We start from the raw sequence: 24,634 nt of genomic DNA, 5'->3' as shown, positions 1-24,634 counted from the left end.
AGAATGAAAAATGTTAGTTCAAGTGGATGATGCGGTTATTAACACTGATCAAATTTTATTTATTAATATTAATGATAAAAACAACTCTATAAAAATCTTTTTTTCTGAGGAAGTTTATAGATCAGTCTCTTTTCCAAATTATGACGACTTGAATCGTTTTTTGGGATTTATGGGACGTGAAAAAATATTTGCATAGAAATGATTTAATAAAGACCTCCTCCGGGAGGTTTTTTAATGGGTGAAGATTATGAAAAGACCATATCCACCTGAACAAGATCATCACTTTGATGACGATGAAGAATTTATGGAAAGTGGTGGTCTTCTTCATTTTGAGCCAGCCAATAACGATTTATGGCCATGGATTAAAGAGACCTTTCTTCATGAGTGGGCAGCACTCCATAACCCTGACCATGAACACTTATTGAGTTTGGATATTCCTGATATCTCTTTCCTTTGGGCTTACAACACATGTGAAGCAAAAGAGAAGCGTGTGCTTGGTCAGACTGAAAAAGTAATGATCAATGTGGGTGGTTGGAAGAAAAGTCGTCAGGAAGTGCAATACATAGAATGGTTTGGTGATGTGCCTGATTTTCTTATTACATTGGATGCGCGTGTGTGCCAAGTGATGAGTGATGTGGATTTCATGGCTTTAATAGAGCATGAGCTTTATCACATTGGACATAAGCGCAATAAGAACACTGGTGAGTTTGAATATACATCTATGGGTGAGCCTCGATTATTTTTACGTGGTCATGATGTTGAAGAATTCCACGGAGTTGTCCAGCGTTACGGTGCATCACCAGACGTCCAAAAAATGGTAGAGCTTGCAAACAATGGTCCAACTATATCTCGGGCTAATATTGCTCATGCATGCGGTACGTGTTTATTGAAACTTGCGTAGGAGAATTCTTTACGTAGCTATACAAAGGGGTGGTTATGGCAAAACTCACTGAACCTATGAAAATCTTTATAGTTCAAAGTCTTGCTTGTTTTGAAACACCTCAACAAGTCGCCGACTCTGTAAAGAATAATTTTAAGGTTGAGATCGAAAGAATGCAGTGCGCAAATTACGATCCGACCAAGCCAACTGGCGCAAAGATGAGTCAGAAATTAAAGGACTTGTTTTATAAAACCCGAAAAGATTTTAGAGCAAATGTTGAGGATATTCCTTTAGCCAACAAAGCATTTCATTTTAAAGAACTCCAAAAAATGTATGACGATTGGGGCAAGAATAAAATGATGAAAGCTAATGTTTTAAAACAAGCTCAAGGATTGATTCAAATGGGTGGCTCATCTGCTAAGGGTGGTATATCAGCTAAAGAAGAAGTAGAGCTTCAGATCAAAAGGTTAGAGCTTGAAAAACTTCAACGTGAAGTAAATCCACCGAAAGAACGCCCACCAGAAGAAGACTACAAATTACCTTTGGAGCCTGACGAGGAGATACCGCGTGAGCCAATTCTTTAATCCTCCTGATGGCGCAGTAAAACTTACACCAAAGCAAGCAAATATTTATTTATGGGGATGGCAGCCTGAAGCGCGTTTTCGTGATGCTGTATGCGGTCGTCGTTTCGGTAAAACCTTTTTAGCTAAGGCTGAAATGCGTCGAGCTGCACGATTGGCAGCAAAGTGGAATGTGTCGGTTGAGGATGAGATCTGGTATGCAGCGCCCACTTTTAAACAGGCAAAGCGTGTTTTCTGGAAACGATTAAAACAGGCAATTCCGGCCTCATGGCGTGCAGGAAAACCAAACGAAACTGAATGTACGATCACCCTAAAAAGTGGCCATGTCATTCGTGTAGTTGGCCTTGATAACTATGACGACCTTCGTGGATCTGGTCTATTTTTTCTGATCATTGATGAATGGGCTGACTGTAAGTGGGCAGCATGGGAAGAAGTACTTCGCCCGATGCTCTCAACCTGTAAGTACATTGTGAATGGTATTCAGCGTGTTGGTGGTCATGTCTTAAGGATTGGTACACCAAAAGGTTTTAACCATTGCTATGACACTTTCATGGATGGCCAGCCTGGACATGAACCAGATTGCCGCAGCTTTTCATATACATCGCTGCAGGGTGGAAATATTCCTGAATCGGAAATCATTGTTGCCAAGCGCAAGATGGACCCGAAAACATTCAGTCAGGAATATGAGGCAAGTTTTGAAAGTTATCAGGGTGTTATTTATTACTGCTTTAACCGGGTACTTAATAGCTCAAATGAAACAGTTCAAGATGGTGACACGCTTCATATCGGCATGGACTTTAACGTTACAAAAATGGCTGCTGTGGTTTATGTGCGTCGTGGTGACACCATGCATGCAGTAGATGAGTTTGTGAATCTATTTGATACACCTGCAATGATTGAAGCGATTAAAGAGCGGTATCCAAAGCATTCAATTGGTGTTTATCCAGATGCTTCAGGTGATAACCGCAAATCAAACAATGCAAGTGAAACAGATATTGCGATGCTGAAAAAAGCAGGACTTAAGGTTTATGTGAATGCATCTAACCCGGCTGTAAAAGATCGTATCAACTCCATGAATTCATTGCTCTGCAATACATTGGGTGAAAGACGCTTGTTTGTGAATACATTCAAGTGTCCGCACTTTGCGAAATGCCAGGAGCGTCAGATTTACGACGAGAATGGTCAACCAGATAAAAAAGCAGGATTTGACCACATGAATGATGCGGGTACTTATCCAATTGCTTATCTATTCCCGATTAATAAAAAGGCTGTAGGCATTCGTAGAATTCGCGGTATGGCTTAAACATTTTGCACCTCTCGGGGTGCTTTTTTATTGGTGTATTTATGGCTGTTACAGATCAACATCCGCAGTATATTGCTGCAAAGAAAAGCTGGCAGGTAATGCAGGATGCTGTAGCCGGTGAAGAAACTATTAAATTGGCAACGACCCAATATCTATCAAAATCAGCAGGGATGGTTGAGGCGGAAAAGCAGGGTGATCTAACCGGTGAAATTTATAAAGGTTATGTCTCTCGTGCTCAATATCCTCTATGGGTTCAAGATTCATTACGAACGATGATCGGTCTTGTTTCTAAACTGAATCCCGAAATCAATTTGCCTGGCAGCTTGATGGTTGGTTTAAGTGAGAATGCTACTAATGATGGATTTGGGTTGAAGCAATTATTCATTCGAGTTGTATTGGAATTGCTCGAATATGGACGCTGTGGTCTTTTGGTTGATGTAGATGAGGATGGGAAACCATATTTCGCACTTTATAACGCTTTATCTATCATCAATTGGAAGGAAAACAATGTTGGGGGTCGTCGAGATTTAAACCTTGTAGTGCTCGAGGAGCAATTCGAGAATAGTGAAGATGAATTTAGTCATAGTACCAAGACTGTTCAACGGGTTTTAGGCCTAAAAGATGGCTCTTTAAATGTACGGCTATTTGATGGTAGCACCGAGCAAGATAAAACACCGACACTTGGCAGTAATAGTTTGAATTTCACACCTTTTGTATTCTGTGGAACAACAGACAATGCCCCAAGCGTGGGCACTGTACCGCTACTTACCATGGCAAAGGCAGCATTAAAGTATTATCAGTTATCAGCAGATTACTTTCAGTCTTTACATCATACAGCTCATCCACAACCATGGATTAGTGGATTGGATGATAACGATGATCTTACTGTGACTGGTGTGATGGCAGCATGGTTTCTTCCTAAAGAGTCGAAATGTGGATACCTAGAAATCACTGGGGTTGGTATCGACAAAACCAAAGCTGAAATGGATGCACAGAAAAATGCAGCATTAGAAGCAGGGGCTAAAGTTATTGATACCAATACGCAAGAGTCGGGTGAAGCACGTCGGGCTAGACAGGATGACCAGCATGCAAGCTTACATAGCATTGTCATGTGTGCAGCTGAAGCAATTGAGCAGGCAATCAAATATGCAGCTCAGTGGTTAAAGCTGGACCCGTCAAAATATACATTCAGTGTTAAGCCAGAATTCAGCTCTACCGCATATGACATCGAATTGGCTAAACAACTTTATGAAGGCGCCATTGCTGGTAAAAACTCATTCCAGACTTATTGGGAATACATTGCGACGGGTAATTTGCCAGAGCATGACTATAAGGATGAGGTGGCGAGAGTTGAACAAGAAAATGCGGGTGCTTTACCGGGTATGAACTATGAACGACCAAATAGCGCAACGAGCAATACTTAGTGCTTTAAGCCAACATTCAGCCTATAGCTATCGAGCTTCGACTCGAGCTGTAAATGAAGTTTTAAGCCGATTTTACGGCCTGTCCAATAAGATGGTGTTAGAGCTACGTGAGCTATTTGAAAACCTCTCTGATGCTGAAAGGATCGCATTGGCGAGTGGTCAATACACTACAGATCAATTGAAAGAAATTCGAAGCCTGCTGAATGATCGATTTAAAGAGATTTCAGTTGAGGTGCCAGAGACCTTTCATCAATCAGCGGTCAGTATGGCAGTGTATGAAGCATCTTACGTCAGTCAATTGATGACAGGTGCAGCAGCTTCGGTCAGTGGGGAGCAGCTTTATAAAAAAGCAAAGTCTACTCCATTGGCAGGCGGCCAGCTCATTAATGAAATGTTTGGCTTTGTACTAGATAAGGCTCGAAAGCAGGTTGAATATGCAATTCGTGACGGTATCAATCAGGGCCAGACGAATCTGGAAATCATTACCCGTATTCGTGGCAAGCGAACCAAGGTAGGCAATCAATACGCTTATGTTGGTGGTATCTGGGATGCGACCAAGGTAGAGATTGAACGAACAGTCAGGACGGCTCGAAGCCATGTGGCAAATATCTCATATGACGATACCTGGAAAGCTTTAGGTTTTACTCATGTGAAATTCGTCAGCACATTGGATGGCAGGACTTCTAAACAGTGCGCGTCATTAGATGCCAATGTCTATGACATCAATAAGGCTTATCCAAAACCGCCACTTCATTATAACTGCCGGTCTGTACTGGTCGGCTGTGATGCTGATGGTGATATTGCCGATAAGCGTCCTTTTGTAATGGATGAGCGTAAGGTCAAGGATATTCCAAAGGATGAGCGTAAAGACCTGATTGGTCAACTTGATGCCAATACATCGTTTAAGAAATTCTTTGACCGGACCGATGAGTTTTTCCAGAAAGAATGGCTCGGCCCAGCACGCTACAAGCTCTACAAAGAAGGCAGGTACAGCATTGATAAGTTTGTCGATCCGCAAGGTGCTATGTACACGCTGGATGAGTTGAAGGCGCTGGATGCGAAGACGTTTAAGGAGTTGGGATTGTGAGGCAAATAACATCGGTTTTAGATATTAGTGAGATTCGCCATATCTTGAGCATGGATCTCGTTTTAATTCCATTTCGCGCCAACGCTGTGCGTAGACAAATGATGTGGATTAGTCTTGGTTATTCAGTTAGAAAGCCGGTAGCCCTATGACCACACCTGAACAGCAAATCATTTACGACTTAATTTTGAAGGCTTGGACGAATGGAAAGAGTAGAAACGATTAAGAAAGGGGTTCAATTTCTCGAATATCAGGCACAACATGCCAAGTCGAATGAATCGCTCAGAAGTTACCTTATTGATTACTTGGAAATGGTGGATTGCTACGACTTTGAGTTCGAGTCGAAAGATGAGTTTAATAAGCTTATTGATCGCATCATGTCTGAGTTTAAAAAGGGTGTGAGCACCTAAACAACCAAATCCAAACCTAGACCCAAACGGGTCTTTTTTTATGCCTGCGCAAAGCTCAGGTATCTCAAATCCGCCAGGCGGTTATTCAAGGAATAAACAATGTCAGACCAAATCGATTTAGAAAATCCAGAAGTCAAAGCAGCCATTCAAAAGGCAGTTGATGAACAGGTACAGGGTCTAAAAACCAAAAACAACGATCTTATTCAAGCCAACAAAGATCTTAAAACCGAACTGGGTGGGATTAAGTCCCAACTAGAAGGTGTGGATCTTACTGCAGTTAAAGAGTTGCTCAGTAAAGCTGGTCAGGATGAAGAGTCAAAACTCATTGCCGAGGGCAAGATTGATGAAGTCATCCAGAAACGTACCGAAAAGATGCGACAGGAACATGAGCGCTTAATTTCAACTGAAAAGCAGCGTGCAGATAAAGCTGAAGCTTATGCAAATAAGTTCAAGCAGTCAGTGGTCCAAGGTCAAATCGTGCAAGCAGCAGTTGAGCTAGGGGCCTTAAACGAGGCTACAGCAGATATTGCCTTCTTGGCTCAATCTCAATTCTCTTTAGATGAAAACGGCAAGGCTGTGGCCATCGATGCAAATGGGGAAGTGATTATTGGGAAAGACGGCACCAATCCACTATCACCAAAAGAATGGGTTGAAGGCTTACGTGAGAAGAAAGCTTATTTCTGGCCTAAAGCAAATGGTTCTGGTGCACCTGGTTCGGGTACTCCAAGCAAAAAATGGTCTGACTATACAGAAGCAGAGCGAGCCACTTTAGCTCGTGAAAATCCAAATGCATTTCAGCAATTAGTCAAAACTAAGGAGGCATAATATATGCCAAGCACCACTACACAATTAACGGATATCTTTGTTGGGGATTACTACCAAACACTCGATCCAGTTAACTCTCCTGAAAAAACTGCAGTCTATCAATCAGGCATCGTTGTTAAAAACGAAGCATTAGATGCGATTGCTAACAATGGCCAAGGGTCTTCTACAATTGCATACTGGCAAGATCTAGATGCAGATGAAGCACCCAACCTGTCAAATGATGATCCAGATGACTTAGGCGAGGTTGGTAAAGCGGCTCAAGGTTCAATGCAAGCTCGTACACTGTATCTAAACAAAGGATATGGCGTAGCGGATTTAACCGCTGAACTGGCCAATTCAGAGCCAATGCAGCATATTCGTAACCGTTTCGGTAAATACTGGGAGCGCCAATGGCAGCGTTACTTGCTTGGCTCTGCCCGAGGTGTGATTGCTTCCAATATCGCAAATGACGGTGGTGACATGGTCATTGATGCAGGTGCATCGATTTCAGCAAACGCATTTCAGGATGCCGCATTCACCGCGGGTGATACAGCCGATCAATTCTCAGCAATGGGTGTGCATTCGGTTGTAATGAATCAGATGGTAAAGCAAGACCTTATTGAGTACTTACGAGATTCAGAGGGGCGCATTGTTCTAGCGACTTATTTAGGTAAGCCGATCTTTATGGATGACGGACTGACCTACGGCAATGGACAGTACCTATCTCTGATCTTTGGTGCCGGTGCATTCGGTTACGGTGAAGGTACACCTAAAGTCCCTGTCGAGCTCGAACGTAAGCCATCTGGTGGTAATGGTGGTGGTGCTGAAATCCTTTGGGAGCGCAAAACCTACCTGTTGCAACCTGCAGGTTTCTCATGGAAGGGCAACACCAATCCAAATACTTCTCCAACCATTGCACAGTATGCAAGCGCTGCAAACTGGGAGCGTGTATTTGATCGTAAGCAGGTTCCATTTGCTGCGGTTATCTCTGGTACGGCAACACCTTAATAAACATGGCGACTTCGGTCGCCTTTGTTTTGGAGCATAAAGATGAAAGTAGTTTATACAGAAAATATTCCCAAGCATCCCGATCCTAATGTTTGTTATCGAAGTTCATTCTTGGGTGTAATCGGTGGTGCCACTTCGGTTGAAGTGGATGATGATTTTCCTGATGCTGATCTGGTCGACCAAGCCTATGCATTTCTCGATAATCAGCCTAAAAGCCAAACAGTTTCACTAAACGTAGGCATCACTCCTGAGCTTCAGGCTAGTCTTGATGAAGCAAAAGCAGAATGTGAAAAGGTGGTAGCTGAAAATACTGAATTGACTGATCAGCTTGATAAAGAGCGTGATGCGGTTAAAAAGCTAACATCTGAAAATGATGATCTGAAGACCAAAGTAAAAGAACTTGAAACCAAGGCCAAAAAGCCTACTGCTGCAGAAGCCAAAGCCGCGAAAGCAGCAGAAGAAGCGGATCAACCAAAGGAATAAACCAATGAGCTTTGTCACTGAAACAGAAGTGCTGGAAAACGTGCCTGAATTTGCTGGTCAAAGCGCTAGTGACAAGGCTCGTTTGCTCTCCCAAGTAGATGCATATTTACGCTCACGTAATGTGAAAGAATATCTTGATTCTTCAATAGTACCAGCACCAATTAAGCTGGCTTCATATGAAATTATTAGAGGAATTCTTGCCGGAAAGCTTTACCAGGGTAAAACTGCCACGGTGGTGAGTAAGACAGTATCGGCCCAATCTGGAACTAGCGTATCAAAGACTTTTGCAGCAGGCTCGGAAGATCTAAATACCTATGAGCAATACATCCTTGATTTGATCAAACCCTATACCAAGCGATCTTCAGTACAGTTCCTAAAAAGGATTTAGCCATGGGTATGAGAAATGAACTTCAGGAAGAACTTGCAGCTGCATTTGATGAGGATCTGGCTGATGCCGTCGATGCTTTCACTTGTGAAAAACTGATTTACTCTGGTGAGTTTGACTTTGAAACGCAGACTTATCCGGTTGTTGGTGATGAATCATATTCAGGGCGTGGCGTTTTATTTGGCTCATATCTAAAAGACATGGTCAAACCGACTGATTATCAGGTGACAGATTCCAAAGCTATCGTGCTGCAAAATGAAGTTACAGGTATTCCACAGATTGATGATGTTTGGGTTACCAGTAGAGGTGGCTTTAAGGTAGTGAATATTGGTGCTGATCCAACCGGTAGTATTTGGACTTGCCAGTTGAGGAAAATATAAAAAATAGTTGATAAATGTAGTAGATAAATATCTAATAACGCCAGTTTGGTTTTGATAGTTATATCCTTAAAACTCCTAATCGATTTTATTTCTCTTAGGTCCCCGTTCGGGTACACAAGAAAAAAGGTGATGCAACAAGCTAGCCTTTATAGAAGGGACGCGCGCGACTCTTAGAAAAAATAAAAACGAAAAGGAAAATAAAGTGATTTCAAAAAAACTAATAAAAACTAAATTATCTATTAAAAATGTAAAATTGGCTGTCAAGGTGAGTTTTAGGATTTACAATGCTGTCAAGATTGCACAATGGCTCTATGAAAATATCCCTTGGTAGAGAGAAACCCACCGGTAAAAAGGTGGGTTTTTTAATGGGTGAAATTTATGTCATGGAAAAACAAACCGACTAATTTTGCACTTGATGTGCTTAAAACCGCAGACGACCATCTTAAAAAGATCGTAGGCGAAACATTACAGCAAGTCGTTATTCGATCACCTGTGATGGATGGTGAGTTTCGAGCATCGCATAAAGTTACGCTGGATGCACCGCAAAATGCTTATGAGAAGGGCTATGACCTATCAGGCAATGAAACCTTAAGCGAAGGCTTAAAAGTGGCATCTACAGCAAAAATAGCTGGTCTTGTCTATATCCAAACATTAAGCCCCTATGGACCTGCTTTAGAAATGGGCCACAGTCAGCAAGCACCTAATGGTGTCTACGCGCTTTCATTCCGATACATTTGCGAGAAATACAGATGATGACCAATACTCAAGCATTGCAAGCGATTCTTGCGCGTGTTGGTGCGTTCACTGGCATGCCTAAAGCAAATATTCAATTAGCGAACAATCCTCTAGTCGGTGGAAAGCCATACGAGCCGCCAGCTGCAGAGATCTGGGCAAAAGTCACAGTGAATAATGCAGGATCGTTTATTGCCAGTATTGGTGATCAGCCATGTACTCGCACACCGGGTATTGTATTTATCCAGTTATTTGCACCGCTTCACTCTGGAACATTGGAACTATCTAGACTTGCTGATAAGTGGGCTGAACATATGCGGTTCTATAAGGTGGGTGATCTGGAAATGCTTCAGGCAGATATTCTGGATGCGGGGCATTCATCAGCGATCGGCGACCCTTCAACTATGAGTTTTTATCAATACAATGTGAATGTGTCTTACCGAGTGAACTAGCCAGATTACACAACCAACCTCACCAAACCCTGACCTTTAATTAGATCAGGGTTTTTTATTGCCTGAGAGTTATTCCTACTGCATTCGACTCTCAGTTTTAACCACAACTCAAGGAGTTAAATATGAATGCAAAAATCGAAGTTTTAAAAATTGTTGATGTTAAAAAGGGTGTACCCAAAACCACAACTTTACAAATTGCACTCGGTCTGGGTGTTCAGCATAAATCAGTCATCCAACTTGTTCGAAGTTATAAGTCTGATTTTTCTGAGTTTGGTTTGGTCACATTTGAAATGTCGAATTCCGCATTTGAAATGTCGAATTGGGAGCATCGCCAGTCTACACGTGGTCGCCATACCGAATATGCAGCTCTTAATGAACAGCAAGCTACATTGCTTTTAACTTACATGCGTAATAGTCCGAAGGTTCGTGAATTTAAGAAAGCATTAGTAAGAGCCTTTTTTGAGGCTCGCACCTTACTGCAAACAGATTATTTCTTTTTGCTACAAAAACGAGAAGCTTTGAATGCAAAATTAGAATGCGAAAAAGATATTGCCAGTGCATGTGGTAAAGGTCTATCAACTTGGAAAAAACAAAGAGATATCTTACAAACTGCGATTACGAATGTAGATCGGCAGATTCAGCCCTGCTTATTTGAATAGCCAATTTAATTCCAAACCAATGCCACCGAAAGGTGGTTTTTTTATGCCTAAAAATTAGGAGTATTAAGCCATGTCGAGTGGTGCAAAAATTCGCCTCTACTATGCAGTGGAGGAAACCCCGGAAGTATTGCCGGCAGTACCGATCTGGAAAACAGTACGTCGGGTCACAGATGGCTTATCAGAATCAGTAACCACAGAAGCCTCAGCCAGTGTTTCAGATACACGCTTCCGTCAAGGCGGTATGGCGACTGAAGCGGAGATTACCGGTTCGCTTGAAGTTGAATTATCTGTCGGCCTGTTTGATGATTTCTGGTCAGCAGTGGCCATGAATGAGTGGGCAGGTGATGTTCTTCAATTTGGTGGTGATGTCCGCAAAACATTTACCTTTGTGAAGCACTATTCAGATACTGGCCAGGTCTTTATTTACCGCGGTGTGCGCATTGGTGAAGCATCATTATCTATTGCGACCACTGGTAAAATCACAGCGACCTTTGGCCCTGTTGGTACCGACTTTGAGCGCACTACAGTAAATCCGGTTGTTGCTCCAATTCCTGTTCCAGAAGCGGTCATGGTATCTGCATTGAATGTAGGCGACTTGACTGTAAATGGACAAGGTATTGTCGGCACTGCCTGCATGCAGTCGCTTGAACTGAATATCTCCAACAATCTGGAAGCGATCCGCTGTATCGGCAATCAGAAACTTTCAGCTCAAACTTATCTTGAAAAGATGGTGGATATTACTTTAAGCAGCCAATTCATTTTTGGTGCACAAGCTGCGGAATATGTCGACTATGTGAAATCGCGCGACACTATGCCGATTAATTTCTCAATCGAAGATAGCAAAGGTAATGGCTACGCATTTGAATTTCCGCAACTGGAAGTATCTGAAGCCAATCACCCGGATGGCGGTGGTGAAGACACGATCATGCTTGATGTGAGCTTTAACCACATCAATGTATCGCCAACCATCACGCGTATTATCGCACCTTAAATCTGGCCGCCTTCGGGCGGTTTTCTTTTGGATGGATAAAAATGACTTTAGTTGTAAACATTGTCAAAAATAGAGAAGTGAGCCAGTGGTGTGAATACAAGGATGCCGACGGTAAAGTGTTAGCAGAATTCAAGATTCGCGGTATTGCTCACAAAGCTTATCAGGTGGCAATTGAGCGTGCTAATAACCAAGTAAGCTCGAAAGGCTTTGATGTATCTAAAGCCTCATCACAGGATAAAACTTTCCATGAACTGCTGTTTCAAGCAGCTGCATGTCACTTAATTGAAGACTGGAAAGGAATTTCTTTTCGTGTTGATGAAGAGGAAGTGGAGCAGCCGTGCACACCTGAAAATGCCTGTAAACTTCTTGAAATGGGTGATATTGGCCCTGTAATTTTCGCCTTTGTCCGGGTTAAAGCTGAACAGATTCAAACTGAAGCCGACAAGTATCGAGATGAAGTTTTGGGAAAGTCCGAGAACTCCACAAGTACCTCAGTCGATACGCAGGACTCAGCGAACACGAAATAAAGCAGCGTGAAGCATTGGGTATTAAATTGCCTGATCCCCCTGCATATTCCTATACTGCAAATGCTTTGATTGAAGCTTATAACACTATTGCCCGGTCACGTAGATATGAACAGGGCACACCGTTAGCCCTAAGTATTGCTGATGTGAATGCTTACTGTGATTTATACGAACCACCCGTTGAACGTTATATCTTTAATGCGGTCATTTTTGATCTGGATAATCAGTTTATTGATGAAGCGTATAAGAAGCTGAGTAAGAAATCAGCGTGAGTTGGTTTCTTAATTAAAAGCTCAAAATCAATACAAAAGATTTTTTACTGTTATAATAAATTGACTTATGCCATGTTTTGGCATTAGAAAATTATAAGGTGTGTATGAGTACATTGAATTTTAGTATCGACATGTTGGAATGGGCTGCAAACAATATTGGATTGCGCTTAGACCAAGTCGTTTCTAAGATTTCTGAAGCAGAGCGCACACAGAAAAAATTGCTTGCTGGTGAGTTCTCAGTAAATCAGGCTGAGAATTTTGCAGATATTACAAAGGTTCCTTTTGGTGCTTTATTTTTAGATGCACCTCCAGAATCCCTGTATAAGCCAAATATTCCTGATTTACGTCAAGGTCAAAATGCTCAACCACTTAGTGAAAGTTTTTATGAGGTTTTAGAGGATATCCAAGCAAAGCAAGAATGGTATATTGAGTTTCTCAAAGAAAATTACGCTGAGCATTTAGAGTTTGTTGGAAAATATGACCATTATACAGATGTAAGTATTATTGCTTCTGATATAAGAAAAACTATTGGGTTACCTTATGACTTATGCACTAAAAAAAGCAGAGAAGACTATTTAAAAAATTTGGTTTCTAAGTGTGAAGAGGTGGGAATTCTAGTTTTTAAAAATAGCATGGTAAAAAATGCAACGAAAAAACCTCTCAATACCGAAGAGTTTAGGGGATTTGTTTTAATTGATAAATATGCACCTGTAATTTTTCTAAATAGTCAGGATCTTCCATCTGCATTAATTTTTACTTTGGCTCATGAATTAGCACACATATGGTTAGGTGAATCTGGAGTAGATGATTTGGACTTTTATGGAAATGATCCAAATGAAGTATTTTGCAACAAAATTGCCGCAGAAGTATTAATCACCAAGAAAGAATTTTATGACTATTGGTATTCAACTGAAGGTAATTTAATAGCTATTGCCAATATTTTTTGTGTAAGTAAATTAATGGTGGCAAGGTTAGCTTTGACTTATGGCTTTATTGGTACATTTGATTATCAACTCATACAAAGAGAGGAATATGAGGCATATAAGAACATACCTAAAAAAGATGGAAGCCCAAACTTTGTAAATTTGATTCCAGGAAGAAATAGCTATCTTTTGACTAAAACAATTGTAAATCAGGCTTTATCTGGAAAAATATTATTAAGGGATGCTGGAAAGTTATTAAATGCAAGCCCACAGAATATCATGAAAATTGGTGGTGTTATTTAATGCATATAAAGTACCTGCTTGATACTAATATTTTTATTCAATCTCACAATCTTTCTTATCATCCATCTTTCTGCAATGGATTTTGGGATTGGTTGATCGGTGGATATCATGCAGATATGTTTTATAGTATTGATAAAGTATTTGATGAAATGATTAAGCCGCCTACGTCTTTAGATGAGTTATCACAACTTCTAAGAAGCCAATCAATTCCTCAGAATATGTTCGTAAAAAGTTTATCAGATCAAAAAGTTGCTGTTGAGTACAAAAAATTAATGAATTGGGCTTTTTCTAGCCCCCATTTTTTACCTAAAGCAAAAACTGAATTTGCTAAACCTGATAGCGCTGATGCTCATTTAATTGCAACAGCCATGGCTTATGATTATGTGATAGTCACTGAGGAGCTTTCCAATCCTGCTGCTAAATCAAGAATTCTCATTCCAGATGCTGCTGCTCATTTTGGAGTTAGTTGTATAACTATGCCTTCATTACTTAGAAAGCATGCCCACAATAACTTCACTTTGAAATAATAGAATTTTATATTTTGTTAAAAAATAAAAGCCTCCCTCGGGAGGTTTTTTAATGCTTGAAATTTGTCATAAATTTTTACTTGTTTCATTTATTCAGCATTGATAACAATTCCTATTATGATGTATAAAAATAGAACAATAAAAGCAGGAGGGAGTCATAATGAATACAGTAGAAATGCTTGCGACATCATCTTCAGCTCTTGCTCTTATGTTGGTTATTCACCAATTGGGGCAAATGTTTAATTAGTATAAAGATAACCATAAAAAACCATTCTTCGGAGTGGTTTTTTAATACTTGATAAATAAACCATTTCAGCTATAAATGAAGCTTGTACTTTAAAATGAGAAATGTGATGAGTGATATTAAAGTTGGTGATGTGGTTCAGTTAAAGTCGGGTGGATCACTTATGACTGTTTCAGAGGTAAATGATGCTGGATGGTCTGAGTGCACTTGGTTTGATAAAGATGGGGTTGTAAAAAAACATTACTTTCTTATGGTAACACTACAAAAGCATGAAACACCCAAGCCGAATAAGCCACGAACACTGACACATGGTGTTCAATTATAATAAAAAGCACCTTAGGGTGCTTTTTTAATGCCTATTATTTTGCAGGAGCGGGTCTGCAAATTTGCAGAGGCGATATGAGAATTTGCATATCATAATCCAGAGCCTCAAATTGAGGCTCCCGAAGCAAGTCTCACATATGAGCCTTGACCCTCAATCTGAGGGTCAACGGTAACGGCACTCAATTTGAGGGTTGTTAGTCAGCGGTGACTTACTTTTCTTGGTTTTTTTGATTTAAGAGCTGATCCATAGCCGCTTGTATCTTTTGTAAATCCATTTTTATTTTCTCGGCCTCATTGCCAAATAACAAAAACTTATCTTCGGAATGAGCTTGTGTGTAATAGCTATCTTCCAACCTATGCACTATTTCAGCATTCATAGAACGATTATTTTCTTTAGCGGATGAGATAATTTTTTCACGAAATTCAGGCGTTACGCGAACCTTGAGGGTAACAACGCTGCTTTGATCTTCACTCATAAAACACTGCCAAAAATAAAATTAATAATAACCCCATTATGGGTATTGACCAATAACCCCAAAGTGGGTACTATGACTTGACACCCCAAAATGGGGACTAAGGAGAAGGCAGTGAAAGAAGAATTTGTTTATGTTAAAGGTCGGCTTGATAGTGACCTACACAGTGAACTCAAGGCGATTGCAAAAGAAGATAAAAGATCAATAGTTTATCTTATGAATGAAGCGGTCAAATTATTGGTGGAAAAACACAAGAGTGCGAAAGCATGAAATCAACAGACAATAAAAAACCCCTAGCAATCTTGGCGGATGAAGGGGCTTTAAATGTCATTACTAAGGAAGTAAACAACATGAATATTATACAACAAAACCTTTTAAACCCAAACACTCAACCGTTGATCATTGGTGATTTCTCAATTCGTCAAGATGAAGATGGGCGTTACTCACTTGCCGATTTACATAAAGCAAGTGGGGCTTTAAAAAAACATCAACCAACTAACTTTCTACGAGTTGAGCAAACTCGAGAACTAATTACAGAAATTGAAAACTCTTCAAATTTGCAGAGCTTGGATATTGACCACTCCTCAAATATGAGGAGTGCTGTAAAAGTGATCAATGGTGGTAATAACCGAGGAACGTACGTTGTAAAAGAGTTAGTTTACTCATACGCAATGTGGATTTCTGCAAAATTCCATTTAATGGTAATTCGTGCATATGATGCAATGGTTATGCAGCGGAAAATTAATGATCGCCAATCTATCTCACCAGAACAGCAAGCCTTACTCCATGAGATTGTGGCTCGTCGTTCTAAGGGTGAACGTAAAATCTTTGCTGAAATGTGGTCGCGCCATAATCGGCATTTCAATATCGCCAAGTACAGCCAGCTTTTAGACATTCATTTCCCTGAAGCGATTCATTATCTGGAAACGATGGAATTAAAAGCCAAGATTGAAACCAAAGTAGAAAAGCAGGAAGTTAAGGCTCTGCCATATCCGAAGGAAGTCATTCAGGTGGCACAGCAGATCAGTCGGGAGTTTAACAACTCTAGATATGACTCATGGCATGTAAGTGCTCGTGATGGTGTATTAACTGCAATGCCTTTGCCTCATGGTTTTTACCCAACAATGGATATTGGGGAATTTACCAAACGCTTTGATAGTGTGCTGGATCTTTTATATGGTACTGATACGTTGAGTGTTGGTCGCCACTTTCTAAGAGAACGACGAAACAAATAATCAAGAACCGCCCAAGTGGCGGTTTCTTTTTGACCAAAAAATTAGTATTTTGATTACTCATTATAAGGGGATCAAAATGAAAATAATAATATTGACGGGGGTTCTTGCTTTAGGTTTATCAACTATAGCTGAAGCAGGAAGAGGCAAGCAGCCTTGCTCGGGCAGTAAAGGTGGGATTAGTCACTGCCAAGGTGATAAGTTTGTCTGTAAAGATAAATCAATCAGTGCTTCTAAGAAAATTTGTCGTTAGGAGAATTAAATGGGATTTAATTTTCGGAAAAGTTTCAAGATCGCCCCAGGTGTTCGTTTGAATGTAACTAAAAAAGGGGTTAGTAGTGTTTCAGTTGGTGGGAAGGGTGCACGGGTAAATATTGGGAAGAAAGGAACAAAATCTACAATCAGTGCGCCCGGTACAGGATTCTCTTATTCATCCTATCAACCTCATAAGAAATCACCACAACCAACAAAGCGCCAGCCAGATTTTAGCAACCCAGATAATTTTCTTGGCTACCCTAAATCAGAATGGATACTTTCAGGAATTGTTGGTTTTATAGTTTTAATGATTTTTATATGGATTGTTAGTTGAAACAAGATCCCACTTCGGTGGGTTTCTTTTTACCCGTAAAATTAGTATCTTATCCGCTTAACTTAAGGGGGTAGTATGAAAAAATTATTAGCTATTGGGGTTTTAGGAATTTCAATTACTGGCTGTACATCAATTCAGGTTAAAAACAATGAAGGATTTCAGCCAAAGTCCGTTAAACAAATATGTGTGATAAATAACCCTAAAGTTATTATTGCTGGATTTAATGACTCAATTGTACGCAGTTTTGCAAGATATAACATTAATGCTCGTGTCTATCCTGAGAACTCAAAACCTGCTTTATGTGAAACTACAATGGATTACACAGCATTACGTACATGGGATGTTGTCACTTATATGAGTTATGCAAAATTCACGTTAATGAAAGAAGGGCGAATTGTTTCTGAGGCTGAGTTTAGGCTTAAAGGAAATGGTGGTCTTGCCCTGAATAAATGGCGCAGCACAGATACAAAGATTGATGAGTTAGTGGATCAATTGATTGAGCCAAAAACTACTAAATAGTTTGTGTCGGATTAAAGGACCACCGAAAGGTGGTTTTTTTGTATCGGAATTAGTATCTTGTCTTGAATAACAAATATTTGGGGTGGGTATGCTTACTGATATTACGGACTATCTGGATGTTCCTGCGAAAGATGAGGCGTTAGCGAAGCTAAATCTCCTTGATAAATTTGAAGACTTAAAAGCAAAAGGTCAACTAAGAGCAGCTGCTGAGTTGCTTGAAGAGTCATGTAAAGAGCCACACATTTTCCATGGACACTACAAAAGATTATTTATGGCATGGAGACAACTAAATAAAGAGGATTTAGAAGCTTGTAATTATAAGGATGTTATTGAGAGAGTTATAAAAACAATAAAGCTTAATGATGAAATGCTTACTGAAATGAGCACCTACTGGAGCAAAGAGCACGGTATACGTAGAACAAAATCATATTTCTCAAAGTATAGTCATATAAAAATTTCTGATGGAAGAACTTTACTAAAAGCAGCTACTGCGACACAGGAAAAAAGAGCCATTAAGATTGCTGAAAAACTAATAAATTCATTTAATAAGGAAAAAAAATGAAAAATTTAATTTTGTTAGCTTTTTTTATCAGCACAATAGTTCCAGCTCAAGAAATTTATGTATTAAAAGAAAAAGACGGCAGTACATTACTTACCGCTAGAGAGCCGACGGATGAAAAGTACAAGGATTTTACGGTTGAGAAAAAAACTTATTATCCTGGTTGGTCACCATTGGGCTGGAATTCTAGTTGTTCAAGAGATAGGTTTAATGGAACTAAAATTTGCTCACTATCTAAGGTGCACAGTGATGTGATGGTAAGTATTATTAATGGACGCTATAGCGTTTATGTAGGTGAAAATCATTATCCAAACACGCAAAGTGTCATAAAGATTGATGATAATTCCCCTATCTACGGGGTTGAAGGCTCAAGCAAAACTCCTCAAAAAGTTATTGAGCAAATGAGAAATGGTAAGATTGCCTATACAAGATATAAAGAGTGGCCATATGAATACAATAAAGATGGCGAAGTTGATTTAACCGGATTTAAAGAGAAGTTCGAGCAAATGAAAGAAGAGTATAAAAAACTCTAACCCAAACCCACTTCGGTGGGCTTTTTAATACCCAAAATTCAGCGCCTTTAGGCGCTTTTTTATTGCCTAAAGGAAAGTGAAATGACTCAAGAATCTCGTTTGGTCATCGTGATTGATTCTAAAAATGCTGAACGGAATACACGTGCTGTTGCGGATGAATTGGCGAACTTGACCAATAAAGGTGTTCAGGCTGATACGCAAATGACAGCAATGAGTTCATCTATTAAGAGTCTTGTCGGCTATATGGGTGGGCTGCTTACAATCAATAAAGCGATTGCGATGGCCGACGGTTATACGCAGATGGCTGCACGTATTCGCAATGCAACACAGAGTGCAGAAGAATATTCAATGGTACAAGACCGCCTATTAAATACTGCGAACACTACTTACCGGCAACTTGGAGAAGCTCAAGAAGTCTATTTGAGTATGGCTGGTGGCATGAAATCACTGGGTAAATCTACAAAAGATACTTTGGATCTAACTGATTCTCTTTCTTTTAGCTTTACTCACAATGCGACACGTGTAGACCAAGCACAATCAGCAATGGATGCACTAAGCAAATCCATGGCCAAGGGTAAAGTTGATGGCGATGCGTGGATTTCAATTGTCACCGGTGCCGATAATGTTATTGCCGACATGGCAAAACAAACAGGTAAAACCGAAGCTCAAATTCGCAAGTTAGGTGCTGAAGGAAAGGTATCACTTGAGGACTTAATTAAAACCCTAATCGCTACTCGTGAGCAAAATGAAAAGCTCGCAAATAATATGGAAAATAGTTTAGCGGATGGTTTCACTAAGCTGTCTAATGAAGTGACTGTATACCTTGGTAAGGCGAATGAAGCTACAAGTGCGACCGGGATTATGGCAAGTGGTTTGGGTGTTTTGGCTGACAATCTGGATTTAGTTGCGAATACTGGCGCAGCTCTAGGAATAGGTTATGTAACCTCAGCCCTATTAACTAAAGGGGCGGCAGTCAAAGCAAATCTAGTTCTAAGCGCCCAACAACAGATTGCAGATCGTGCAGAACTGGTTTCACAAACCCAAATCACAGCGGCAGAAGTAAGACGAACCGCATCACTCGCTCAATTTACCACCATGCAACTGGCTGATGCTAAAGCCACAGCAGCACGCATGACTGGCATGCAGCGCCTTGCTTATGTCCAGTCAACGGTTATTCCTCTTGAAGCAAAAGCAACTCAAGCCACAGCAGCACATACAGCTGCAACTGCAGCCGATACCGTCGCTCAGGAAATTAATAATAAAGCCCGATCGCGTGGAGCTATGTTGCTTGGTTTGGTTGGTGGACCTATTGGAGCAATAACTCTTGGAGTGACTGCATTGGCCGCTGGTTACATGTACATGAGTTCACGAACAACAGAGGCTAATGCAAAGCTTGAAGAACAAGGCAAGATTGCGCAAAAAACAAATGAGGAGTTAAAAAAACTCACTGGTAATGATAAAAAATCTGCAATTGAAGACTTAACAGCGGCTTTTGCTGCTCAAAACATCCAGCTCGGCAAATCCAAAGAGGCTGTAGATGCTGTCCTGTTCGCGATTCGTGCTGTATCTGTAGAAAACGAAAAGGCGAGAAAGGTAACTGAAGATGCGCGTCGCGGTGTCATTAGTTACGACGAGGCAATCAAGCGCCTGAATGAAATGGATATTCCTACCGACCTGTATGACATGCTTAAGAAGCAGGCCAAAGAATATGATGTAAGTGCCGCCAAAGCCAATACCTCAAAAGTTGCTTTTAAGGCATTTGGTATAGAAGTAAAACTTGCAGGTAATGAGGCTCAAAATGCTTCATCCAAAATTGCAAGCAACACTAAAGAGCTAAATGCTAATGAAACTGCCGCTCAAAGGGCCGCCCAAGCACAAACCGACTATCAAAAAAGTTTAGCAGACCGAAAATACTATGCTCAATACAAGAAAATACTTGTTGATACATATGGGTTTAGTCAAGAAAAAGCTGAAGAGTACGCCAAGGCAAGAGAAAAAGCAGGGGGCGCAGGGGCTAAAGTCGATGCTCAAACACGTAAGAATATTGACTCAGCTATTAATGCTGAAAAACGCTATCAATCTATCATAGAGGCCAGAAACAAAGCAGAATCAAATGCAAGTAGGGCATCTGCTAAAGCATCCAAAGATGCTGAAAGTGAGGCTAGAAGGAGAGCTAAAGAAGCCGAGCAATTAGCAAAAGAGCAATTTGATTTACGTGAACAATTAATCTATCAAAATGCTGATCGCGAAAAGCAGATTGAACTTGATTTAGCAAAAGAAATTGCTGAAATTCGCAAGGCTAAATTTAGCGATACTGACACAAAAGGCTTGATTAGCAATGCTGAAAGTCGCGCTAATTACGAAAAAGAACTGTATGTGGAGCAACTGAAATACCAGCTTAATGAATGGCAGTGGTCGGAAGAAGAGAAGCTTGATCAAACCGTAAAAATCAATCGCTTGCTTATCTTATCCAATCTAGAAATGACAGATACCAATAAGCAATATGCTTTGGATTCAATGGTTGATCAAAGCAATCAAGAAATTGCGCTAATCAAACTCGCCAAAGAAACCCGCCTATTCCAGATGCGTGAACAACTCATGAGCGAAACTGTTGCTATGCAGGAACGCTATCGCTTGGAACGTGAGCAAATTCTCTTAAACTCCAAACTAACTGAGGAGCAGAAACAGCGCGAAATCGAACTAAGCAAAGCTTTACAGCAAGAGGAAAGTCGAAAACGTCTAAATGGTGCGGTTCAGCAGTGGGGTGGTATTCAAGCTGATATGAATGGCACGGGTGATCAGTACCGTTTGCAGCAAGAACGATTTGGTCGATATGACGCATCTCAAGATGTGTTTGATTCGCAGATGGCGCTTGCTGAAACCGCAGAACAACGTGAAGCGATATGGCAGGCGCACCATGAAAGAATGTCTCAAATTGAGACCGATTTTCAAGCTAAATCCATCGGTCTACAAGCCAGTTATGGCGCTCAGTTTGCTGACATCATGATGGGAATGGTTGATGATTCTTCTTCTGCTTACGCAGCCTTGGCAAGTATTCAAAAAGGCTTTAATTTATTCTCAACTATTATGAACGGCTATACCGCTATTTCAGCTGCATGGGCATCAGCACCATTTCCATATAATCTTCCTGCCGTCGCAACGACCACGATGCAAACAGGTGTATTACAGGCTGCTGTTTCAGCCTTGTCACCTCCAGGTTATAAAGCTGGCGGCTACACCGGCAACATCGGTGTAAACCAAGAGGCAGGTGTGGTTCATGGTCAAGAGTATGTACTCAATGCCGCTGCAACTCGTCGTGTTGGCGTTGCTACCTTGAATGCCATCAATAACGGTGGAACGATTCAGGCTGAGAAGCAAGCGCAGGCGAATGCGAAGGTGCAATCTCAAGCGCCTCAAATCATTGATAACCAACTAAGAGTGATTATGGTTAAGGATGAGAATGAAGCTAAGGATTGGTTATACAGCCCTGAAGGTGAGAGAGCCTTCCTTTATCATATGAAACGCAATCGCAGCAAAGTTTAAAAGCCCACTTCGGTGGGTTTTCTTTTATGAGGACAAAATGAAAATACAAACACAGTTTGGCGAGGTGCATGTATTAACAAATTGCCCTCTATTGACTTCAACCGAGCGCCTGGAATGGATGACTGAGGTTCACGAGTCATTTAATGGTAGTGAAGACCGCTACCCACTTCGAGATACGCCTCGCCAGATTTTAAGCTTCAACTATGTGCAGATGCGTAAAGAAATGGGTGACATGTTTCATATATTGTCTGCCAATCTGCGAAAACAATGGGGTATACCACTGCGACAGGTCAAGCGAGTCATTCCAGATATCATAGATGATGATTACATCATTCTCGATACAACTAGCACCATAGCCGACCTTAGAGTCGGTTTTGCTTTTATTGAGAGTAATGAAGGTGGTCAGGTTGTCGAGATTATTGAACGTGGCCGCTACATCATTATCCAGGAAGAAATTCGTGATCCTGAAACAGATGAGGTGATTCAGCCTTTGATCACTGAATATCAGGATGGTTTTCGACTGGCTGCCAATGTGACTGTGACCAATGCTGTGATAATGCCGTTACGGATCTGCATCATTGACGGAGATGCATCAATTAATGTCGGTGGATTCTGGTCCAATGCTTCAATGGTGTTTCGTGTACTGGCTGAAGACTTGCCAGAACATGCCGGTGATGATCCAGAACAATATAAAGACCAGGATATTTATTTTAAACCGTTGCTGCTGGATGGCGACTCGATTGAAATCAGCATGAGTCAGCATCAAAATGTGGTGGATAACAGTATCGGTGGCTTTCAGTCATTTACCCATCATGCCAGGGTAAAGCAGTCCAAACCGTTTAAATCGTTAATCAGAAGTTGGGATGATTTTCAGGAATTTAGACGCTTTCTGTTTCGCCGGGGTGGTCGATACCGCCCGTTCTGGTTACCGCTTTATGAGCGACATCTAAATATTTTAAATGCCGGGATGATTACAACCAGCTTAAGTACCAATACCAAATATCTGGTTGAAGCTGATCGGAAGCATATTGCAGTCAAACGTAAAGATGGCAGCTGGACAGCGCATGAAATTACCGCTAAAACAGGCGGCTCACTGACTGTTTACCCTTCAATTGATGCTCATCGCAACGATATTCAAACCATCTGTTATATGGGGCTTTACCGCTTTGATGCCGATCAGATCGAGTTTCAATTTTTGGGTGCCGGTATTTCACAAGTCACCATTCCCATTCTGGAGTTAGAAAGCTGATGGATATTCGTGTAGAGCTTTACCAGTTCAAGCATGGGGATAAGGCATGGTACTTCACCAATCACCGTAAAGATGTTGTGCACAACGGGATTACCTATAAGTCGGTGCGTGGTTTAGACCGGGATGCTGTTGAAGATGCGGATATTGATAAGTGTGAAATTGAAGTCACCTTTCCGCAAAATACTTTAAGAAATGAAGCAGGTGATAGCTTTACCAGTATATTCCTCAACAAGATTTATTTTGAGTCGGTTTATTTGACTGTGCTTGAGCTTGAGAAAAACGAAACCTTGGTGCTGTTTATTGGCCGCGTGACTCAACCCAAGTTTGATGATAATGCCGACACATTAACTTTAATTTGCTCTACCGGTGAATCCTATTTAAACCGGACGATCCTGGTTCGCAAGTTCCAGAAAACCTGTCCAAACTCCATTTATGACCGCTGGTGTGGATTGAAATTTGAAGACTGGGCCTTTGATGTCACGGTGAATGCAATCAATGGATTAACGATTTCTTTTACTGTTAATCCTACTCAAGTCAAAGATATCAAGGGCAATCTGGTATTCGAGCCCGATTATCAGCAACTGGATGAAAATGGCGAACCCGTGTTTGAGCAGGTTCCGATTATTGATGAATCCGGAAATCCGGTACTCGATGAAAATAATGAACCGACTTTTGAGGCTGTACCGGTCATGCTGCAAGGTGATCCGGTTATGGAAACCAAAACCTATGCAGCTGGTTACCTGAATCGCGGCCTGTTTAAAAAGTTAGGTGTCTATACCTTCATTGTGGGGAATACAGAAAATTCAGCCAGCTTGTACCGGGAGCATATTGGCTTGAAAGTCGGTGATGTCATTCAGCTGGCACCTGGTTGTGACCAGTCATTAAAAACTTGTCATGAGAAATTTAACAATGCTGCACGTTTTGCCGGTCATCCTTATATACCAGGTGAAAACCCGGTGATGACGCAATTAATTAAATAGAGGTTTATATGGTTATTGCACCCTGGCTCATTTATGCATTTTTAGCCGTTACAGCTGCAATGATGGTTTATACCTACGTGCAAATGCGAAAGATGCAGAAGAAAAACGGTCAAACCGCCAATCAGCTGGACGGAACCATTGCTGATGAAGGCACTTCATTTAGCGACATTGCCGGTAGTCCGCATATGTACGGAAATATTACCCATATGTGGGGAAAAACCACTTCGCCAATCAAATCCAAGGGTGGCAAATAATGAGAATTTA

At 40.9% G+C, this 24,634-nt stretch carries 33 protein-coding genes; 32 read left to right on the top strand and 1 reads right to left on the bottom strand.

The genetic code is table 11. The annotated features are described in order from the left end of the window. Positions 1 to 10 precede the first annotated feature (10 nt). From E0H89_RS03615 to E0H89_RS03515, 21 genes are all read left to right on the top strand, one after another. Positions 11 to 196, top strand: coding sequence for a hypothetical protein (locus E0H89_RS03615; protein ID WP_131214516.1), 186 nt, complete (start codon positions 11 to 13; stop codon positions 194 to 196). Positions 197 to 247: 51 nt separating this feature from the next. Further along, a complete protein-coding gene (locus E0H89_RS03610; RefSeq protein WP_131214514.1) occupies positions 248 to 901 on the top strand; it encodes a putative metallopeptidase in 654 nt (217 codons plus the stop codon). A gap of 35 nt (positions 902 to 936) precedes the next feature. Next, entirely contained in the window at positions 937 to 1,464 is a 528-nt protein-coding gene (locus tag E0H89_RS03605; RefSeq protein WP_131214512.1) for a DUF2280 domain-containing protein, read from the top strand. Continuing rightward, entirely contained in the window at positions 1,448 to 2,764 is a 1,317-nt protein-coding gene (locus E0H89_RS03600; RefSeq protein ID WP_131214510.1) for a phage terminase large subunit family protein, read from the top strand. Before E0H89_RS03605 ends, E0H89_RS03600 begins: the two co-directional genes overlap by 17 nt. A gap of 41 nt (positions 2,765 to 2,805) precedes the next feature. Continuing rightward, entirely contained in the window at positions 2,806 to 4,188 is a 1,383-nt protein-coding gene (locus tag E0H89_RS03595) for a DUF4055 domain-containing protein (protein WP_131214508.1), read from the top strand. Then, complete coding sequence (locus E0H89_RS03590; RefSeq protein ID WP_131214506.1) at positions 4,154 to 5,275, top strand: minor capsid protein; 1,122 nt, start codon at positions 4,154 to 4,156, stop codon at positions 5,273 to 5,275. The genes E0H89_RS03595 and E0H89_RS03590 overlap by 35 nt, the downstream gene beginning before the upstream one ends. Before the next feature lie 200 nt (positions 5,276 to 5,475). Beyond that, entirely contained in the window at positions 5,476 to 5,682 is a 207-nt protein-coding gene (locus tag E0H89_RS03585; RefSeq protein ID WP_131214504.1) for a hypothetical protein, read from the top strand. Between the two features lie 99 nt (positions 5,683 to 5,781). Next, on the top strand, positions 5,782 to 6,507 hold the full coding sequence (locus E0H89_RS03580) for a hypothetical protein (RefSeq protein WP_131214502.1): 726 nt from the start codon (positions 5,782 to 5,784) through the stop codon (positions 6,505 to 6,507). 3 nt (positions 6,508 to 6,510) lie between these two features. After that, on the top strand, positions 6,511 to 7,494 hold the full coding sequence (locus E0H89_RS03575; RefSeq protein ID WP_131214500.1) for a major capsid protein: 984 nt from the start codon (positions 6,511 to 6,513) through the stop codon (positions 7,492 to 7,494). Positions 7,495 to 7,536: 42 nt separating this feature from the next. After that, positions 7,537 to 7,977, top strand: coding sequence for a hypothetical protein (locus tag E0H89_RS16970; protein ID WP_502698401.1), 441 nt, complete (start codon positions 7,537 to 7,539; stop codon positions 7,975 to 7,977). Positions 7,978 to 7,981: 4 nt separating this feature from the next. Continuing rightward, entirely contained in the window at positions 7,982 to 8,365 is a 384-nt protein-coding gene (locus E0H89_RS03565) for a hypothetical protein (protein ID WP_131214498.1), read from the top strand. 8 nt (positions 8,366 to 8,373) lie between these two features. Further along, complete coding sequence (locus E0H89_RS03560) at positions 8,374 to 8,742, top strand: glutamate 5-kinase (RefSeq protein ID WP_131214677.1); 369 nt, start codon at positions 8,374 to 8,376, stop codon at positions 8,740 to 8,742. Between the two features lie 378 nt (positions 8,743 to 9,120). Next, on the top strand, positions 9,121 to 9,495 hold the full coding sequence (locus E0H89_RS03555; RefSeq protein ID WP_131214496.1) for a hypothetical protein: 375 nt from the start codon (positions 9,121 to 9,123) through the stop codon (positions 9,493 to 9,495). After that, entirely contained in the window at positions 9,492 to 9,926 is a 435-nt protein-coding gene (locus E0H89_RS03550; RefSeq protein ID WP_131214494.1) for a phage tail terminator-like protein, read from the top strand. Before E0H89_RS03555 ends, E0H89_RS03550 begins: the two co-directional genes overlap by 4 nt. 122 nt (positions 9,927 to 10,048) lie before the next feature. Next, positions 10,049 to 10,585: a Rha family transcriptional regulator gene (locus E0H89_RS03545; protein ID WP_131214492.1), complete on the top strand. Its 537-nt coding sequence runs from the start codon at positions 10,049 to 10,051 to the stop codon at positions 10,583 to 10,585. A 70-nt stretch (positions 10,586 to 10,655) separates the two neighbouring features. Further along, entirely contained in the window at positions 10,656 to 11,576 is a 921-nt protein-coding gene (locus E0H89_RS03540) for a phage tail tube protein (RefSeq protein ID WP_131214490.1), read from the top strand. A gap of 41 nt (positions 11,577 to 11,617) precedes the next feature. Further along, the gene (locus E0H89_RS03535) at positions 11,618 to 12,103 is read left to right on the top strand and encodes a phage-derived protein YdaY family protein (RefSeq protein WP_131214489.1); all 486 of its coding nucleotides are present in this window, start codon (positions 11,618 to 11,620) and stop codon (positions 12,101 to 12,103) included. A gap of 26 nt (positions 12,104 to 12,129) precedes the next feature. Continuing rightward, positions 12,130 to 12,372, top strand: a complete 243-nt coding sequence (locus tag E0H89_RS03530) for a glutathione S-transferase family protein (protein WP_250697826.1) — start codon at positions 12,130 to 12,132, stop codon at positions 12,370 to 12,372. Positions 12,373 to 12,476: 104 nt separating this feature from the next. Continuing rightward, positions 12,477 to 13,598: an ImmA/IrrE family metallo-endopeptidase gene (locus tag E0H89_RS03525; protein ID WP_131214485.1), complete on the top strand. Its 1,122-nt coding sequence runs from the start codon at positions 12,477 to 12,479 to the stop codon at positions 13,596 to 13,598. Next, the gene (locus E0H89_RS03520; RefSeq protein WP_131214482.1) at positions 13,598 to 14,125 is read left to right on the top strand and encodes a DUF4411 family protein; all 528 of its coding nucleotides are present in this window, start codon (positions 13,598 to 13,600) and stop codon (positions 14,123 to 14,125) included. Before E0H89_RS03525 ends, E0H89_RS03520 begins: the two co-directional genes overlap by 1 nt. A 353-nt stretch (positions 14,126 to 14,478) precedes the next feature. Continuing rightward, positions 14,479 to 14,694: a YodC family protein gene (locus tag E0H89_RS03515; RefSeq protein ID WP_131214480.1), complete on the top strand. Its 216-nt coding sequence runs from the start codon at positions 14,479 to 14,481 to the stop codon at positions 14,692 to 14,694. A 208-nt stretch (positions 14,695 to 14,902) separates the two neighbouring features. Here E0H89_RS03515 and E0H89_RS03510 read toward each other — a convergent pair whose 3' ends face one another. Next, complete coding sequence (locus E0H89_RS03510; protein ID WP_131214478.1) at positions 14,903 to 15,169, bottom strand: Arc family DNA-binding protein; 267 nt, start codon at positions 15,167 to 15,169, stop codon at positions 14,903 to 14,905. 111 nt (positions 15,170 to 15,280) lie between these two features. On the opposite strand from E0H89_RS03510, the gene E0H89_RS16400 reads away from it, so the two are divergent. The 11 genes from E0H89_RS16400 (at position 15,281) to E0H89_RS03465 (ending at position 24,624) form a co-directional block, all read left to right on the top strand. Next, a complete protein-coding gene (locus E0H89_RS16400; RefSeq protein ID WP_165494010.1) occupies positions 15,281 to 15,436 on the top strand; it encodes a hypothetical protein in 156 nt (51 codons plus the stop codon). Continuing rightward, entirely contained in the window at positions 15,433 to 16,401 is a 969-nt protein-coding gene (locus E0H89_RS03505) for a KilA-N domain-containing protein (protein ID WP_250697825.1), read from the top strand. The genes E0H89_RS16400 and E0H89_RS03505 overlap by 4 nt, the downstream gene beginning before the upstream one ends. Before the next feature lie 76 nt (positions 16,402 to 16,477). After that, positions 16,478 to 16,651, top strand: coding sequence for a YdcA family protein (locus E0H89_RS16965; RefSeq protein WP_502698400.1), 174 nt, complete (start codon positions 16,478 to 16,480; stop codon positions 16,649 to 16,651). 9 nt (positions 16,652 to 16,660) lie between these two features. After that, positions 16,661 to 16,987, top strand: coding sequence for a DUF4236 domain-containing protein (locus tag E0H89_RS03500; protein WP_131214476.1), 327 nt, complete (start codon positions 16,661 to 16,663; stop codon positions 16,985 to 16,987). A gap of 75 nt (positions 16,988 to 17,062) precedes the next feature. Next, positions 17,063 to 17,506 (top strand): Sbal_3080 family lipoprotein, encoded by a 444-nt coding sequence (locus E0H89_RS03495; RefSeq protein ID WP_131214475.1) that lies wholly within the window; start codon positions 17,063 to 17,065, stop codon positions 17,504 to 17,506. 88 nt (positions 17,507 to 17,594) lie between these two features. Then, positions 17,595 to 18,068: a hypothetical protein gene (locus tag E0H89_RS03490; RefSeq protein ID WP_131214473.1), complete on the top strand. Its 474-nt coding sequence runs from the start codon at positions 17,595 to 17,597 to the stop codon at positions 18,066 to 18,068. Beyond that, the gene (locus E0H89_RS03485) at positions 18,065 to 18,598 is read left to right on the top strand and encodes a hypothetical protein (protein ID WP_131214472.1); all 534 of its coding nucleotides are present in this window, start codon (positions 18,065 to 18,067) and stop codon (positions 18,596 to 18,598) included. The genes E0H89_RS03490 and E0H89_RS03485 overlap by 4 nt, the downstream gene beginning before the upstream one ends. A gap of 81 nt (positions 18,599 to 18,679) precedes the next feature. After that, on the top strand, positions 18,680 to 22,141 hold the full coding sequence (locus E0H89_RS03480) for a tape measure protein (RefSeq protein WP_131214470.1): 3,462 nt from the start codon (positions 18,680 to 18,682) through the stop codon (positions 22,139 to 22,141). Between the two features lie 37 nt (positions 22,142 to 22,178). Continuing rightward, on the top strand, positions 22,179 to 23,390 hold the full coding sequence (locus tag E0H89_RS03475; RefSeq protein ID WP_131214468.1) for a hypothetical protein: 1,212 nt from the start codon (positions 22,179 to 22,181) through the stop codon (positions 23,388 to 23,390). After that, complete coding sequence (locus tag E0H89_RS03470; RefSeq protein WP_131214466.1) at positions 23,390 to 24,370, top strand: phage BR0599 family protein; 981 nt, start codon at positions 23,390 to 23,392, stop codon at positions 24,368 to 24,370. Before E0H89_RS03475 ends, E0H89_RS03470 begins: the two co-directional genes overlap by 1 nt. An 8-nt stretch (positions 24,371 to 24,378) precedes the next feature. Continuing rightward, positions 24,379 to 24,624, top strand: coding sequence for a hypothetical protein (locus E0H89_RS03465; RefSeq protein WP_250697824.1), 246 nt, complete (start codon positions 24,379 to 24,381; stop codon positions 24,622 to 24,624). Positions 24,625 to 24,634 lie beyond the last annotated feature (10 nt).

This window comes from Acinetobacter sp. ANC 3781, assembly GCF_004331285.1.
Classification (GTDB): domain Bacteria; phylum Pseudomonadota; class Gammaproteobacteria; order Pseudomonadales; family Moraxellaceae; genus Acinetobacter.
Note: the sequence above shows the minus strand (reverse complement) of the source record. Positions and strands in the feature narration are given on the sequence as shown.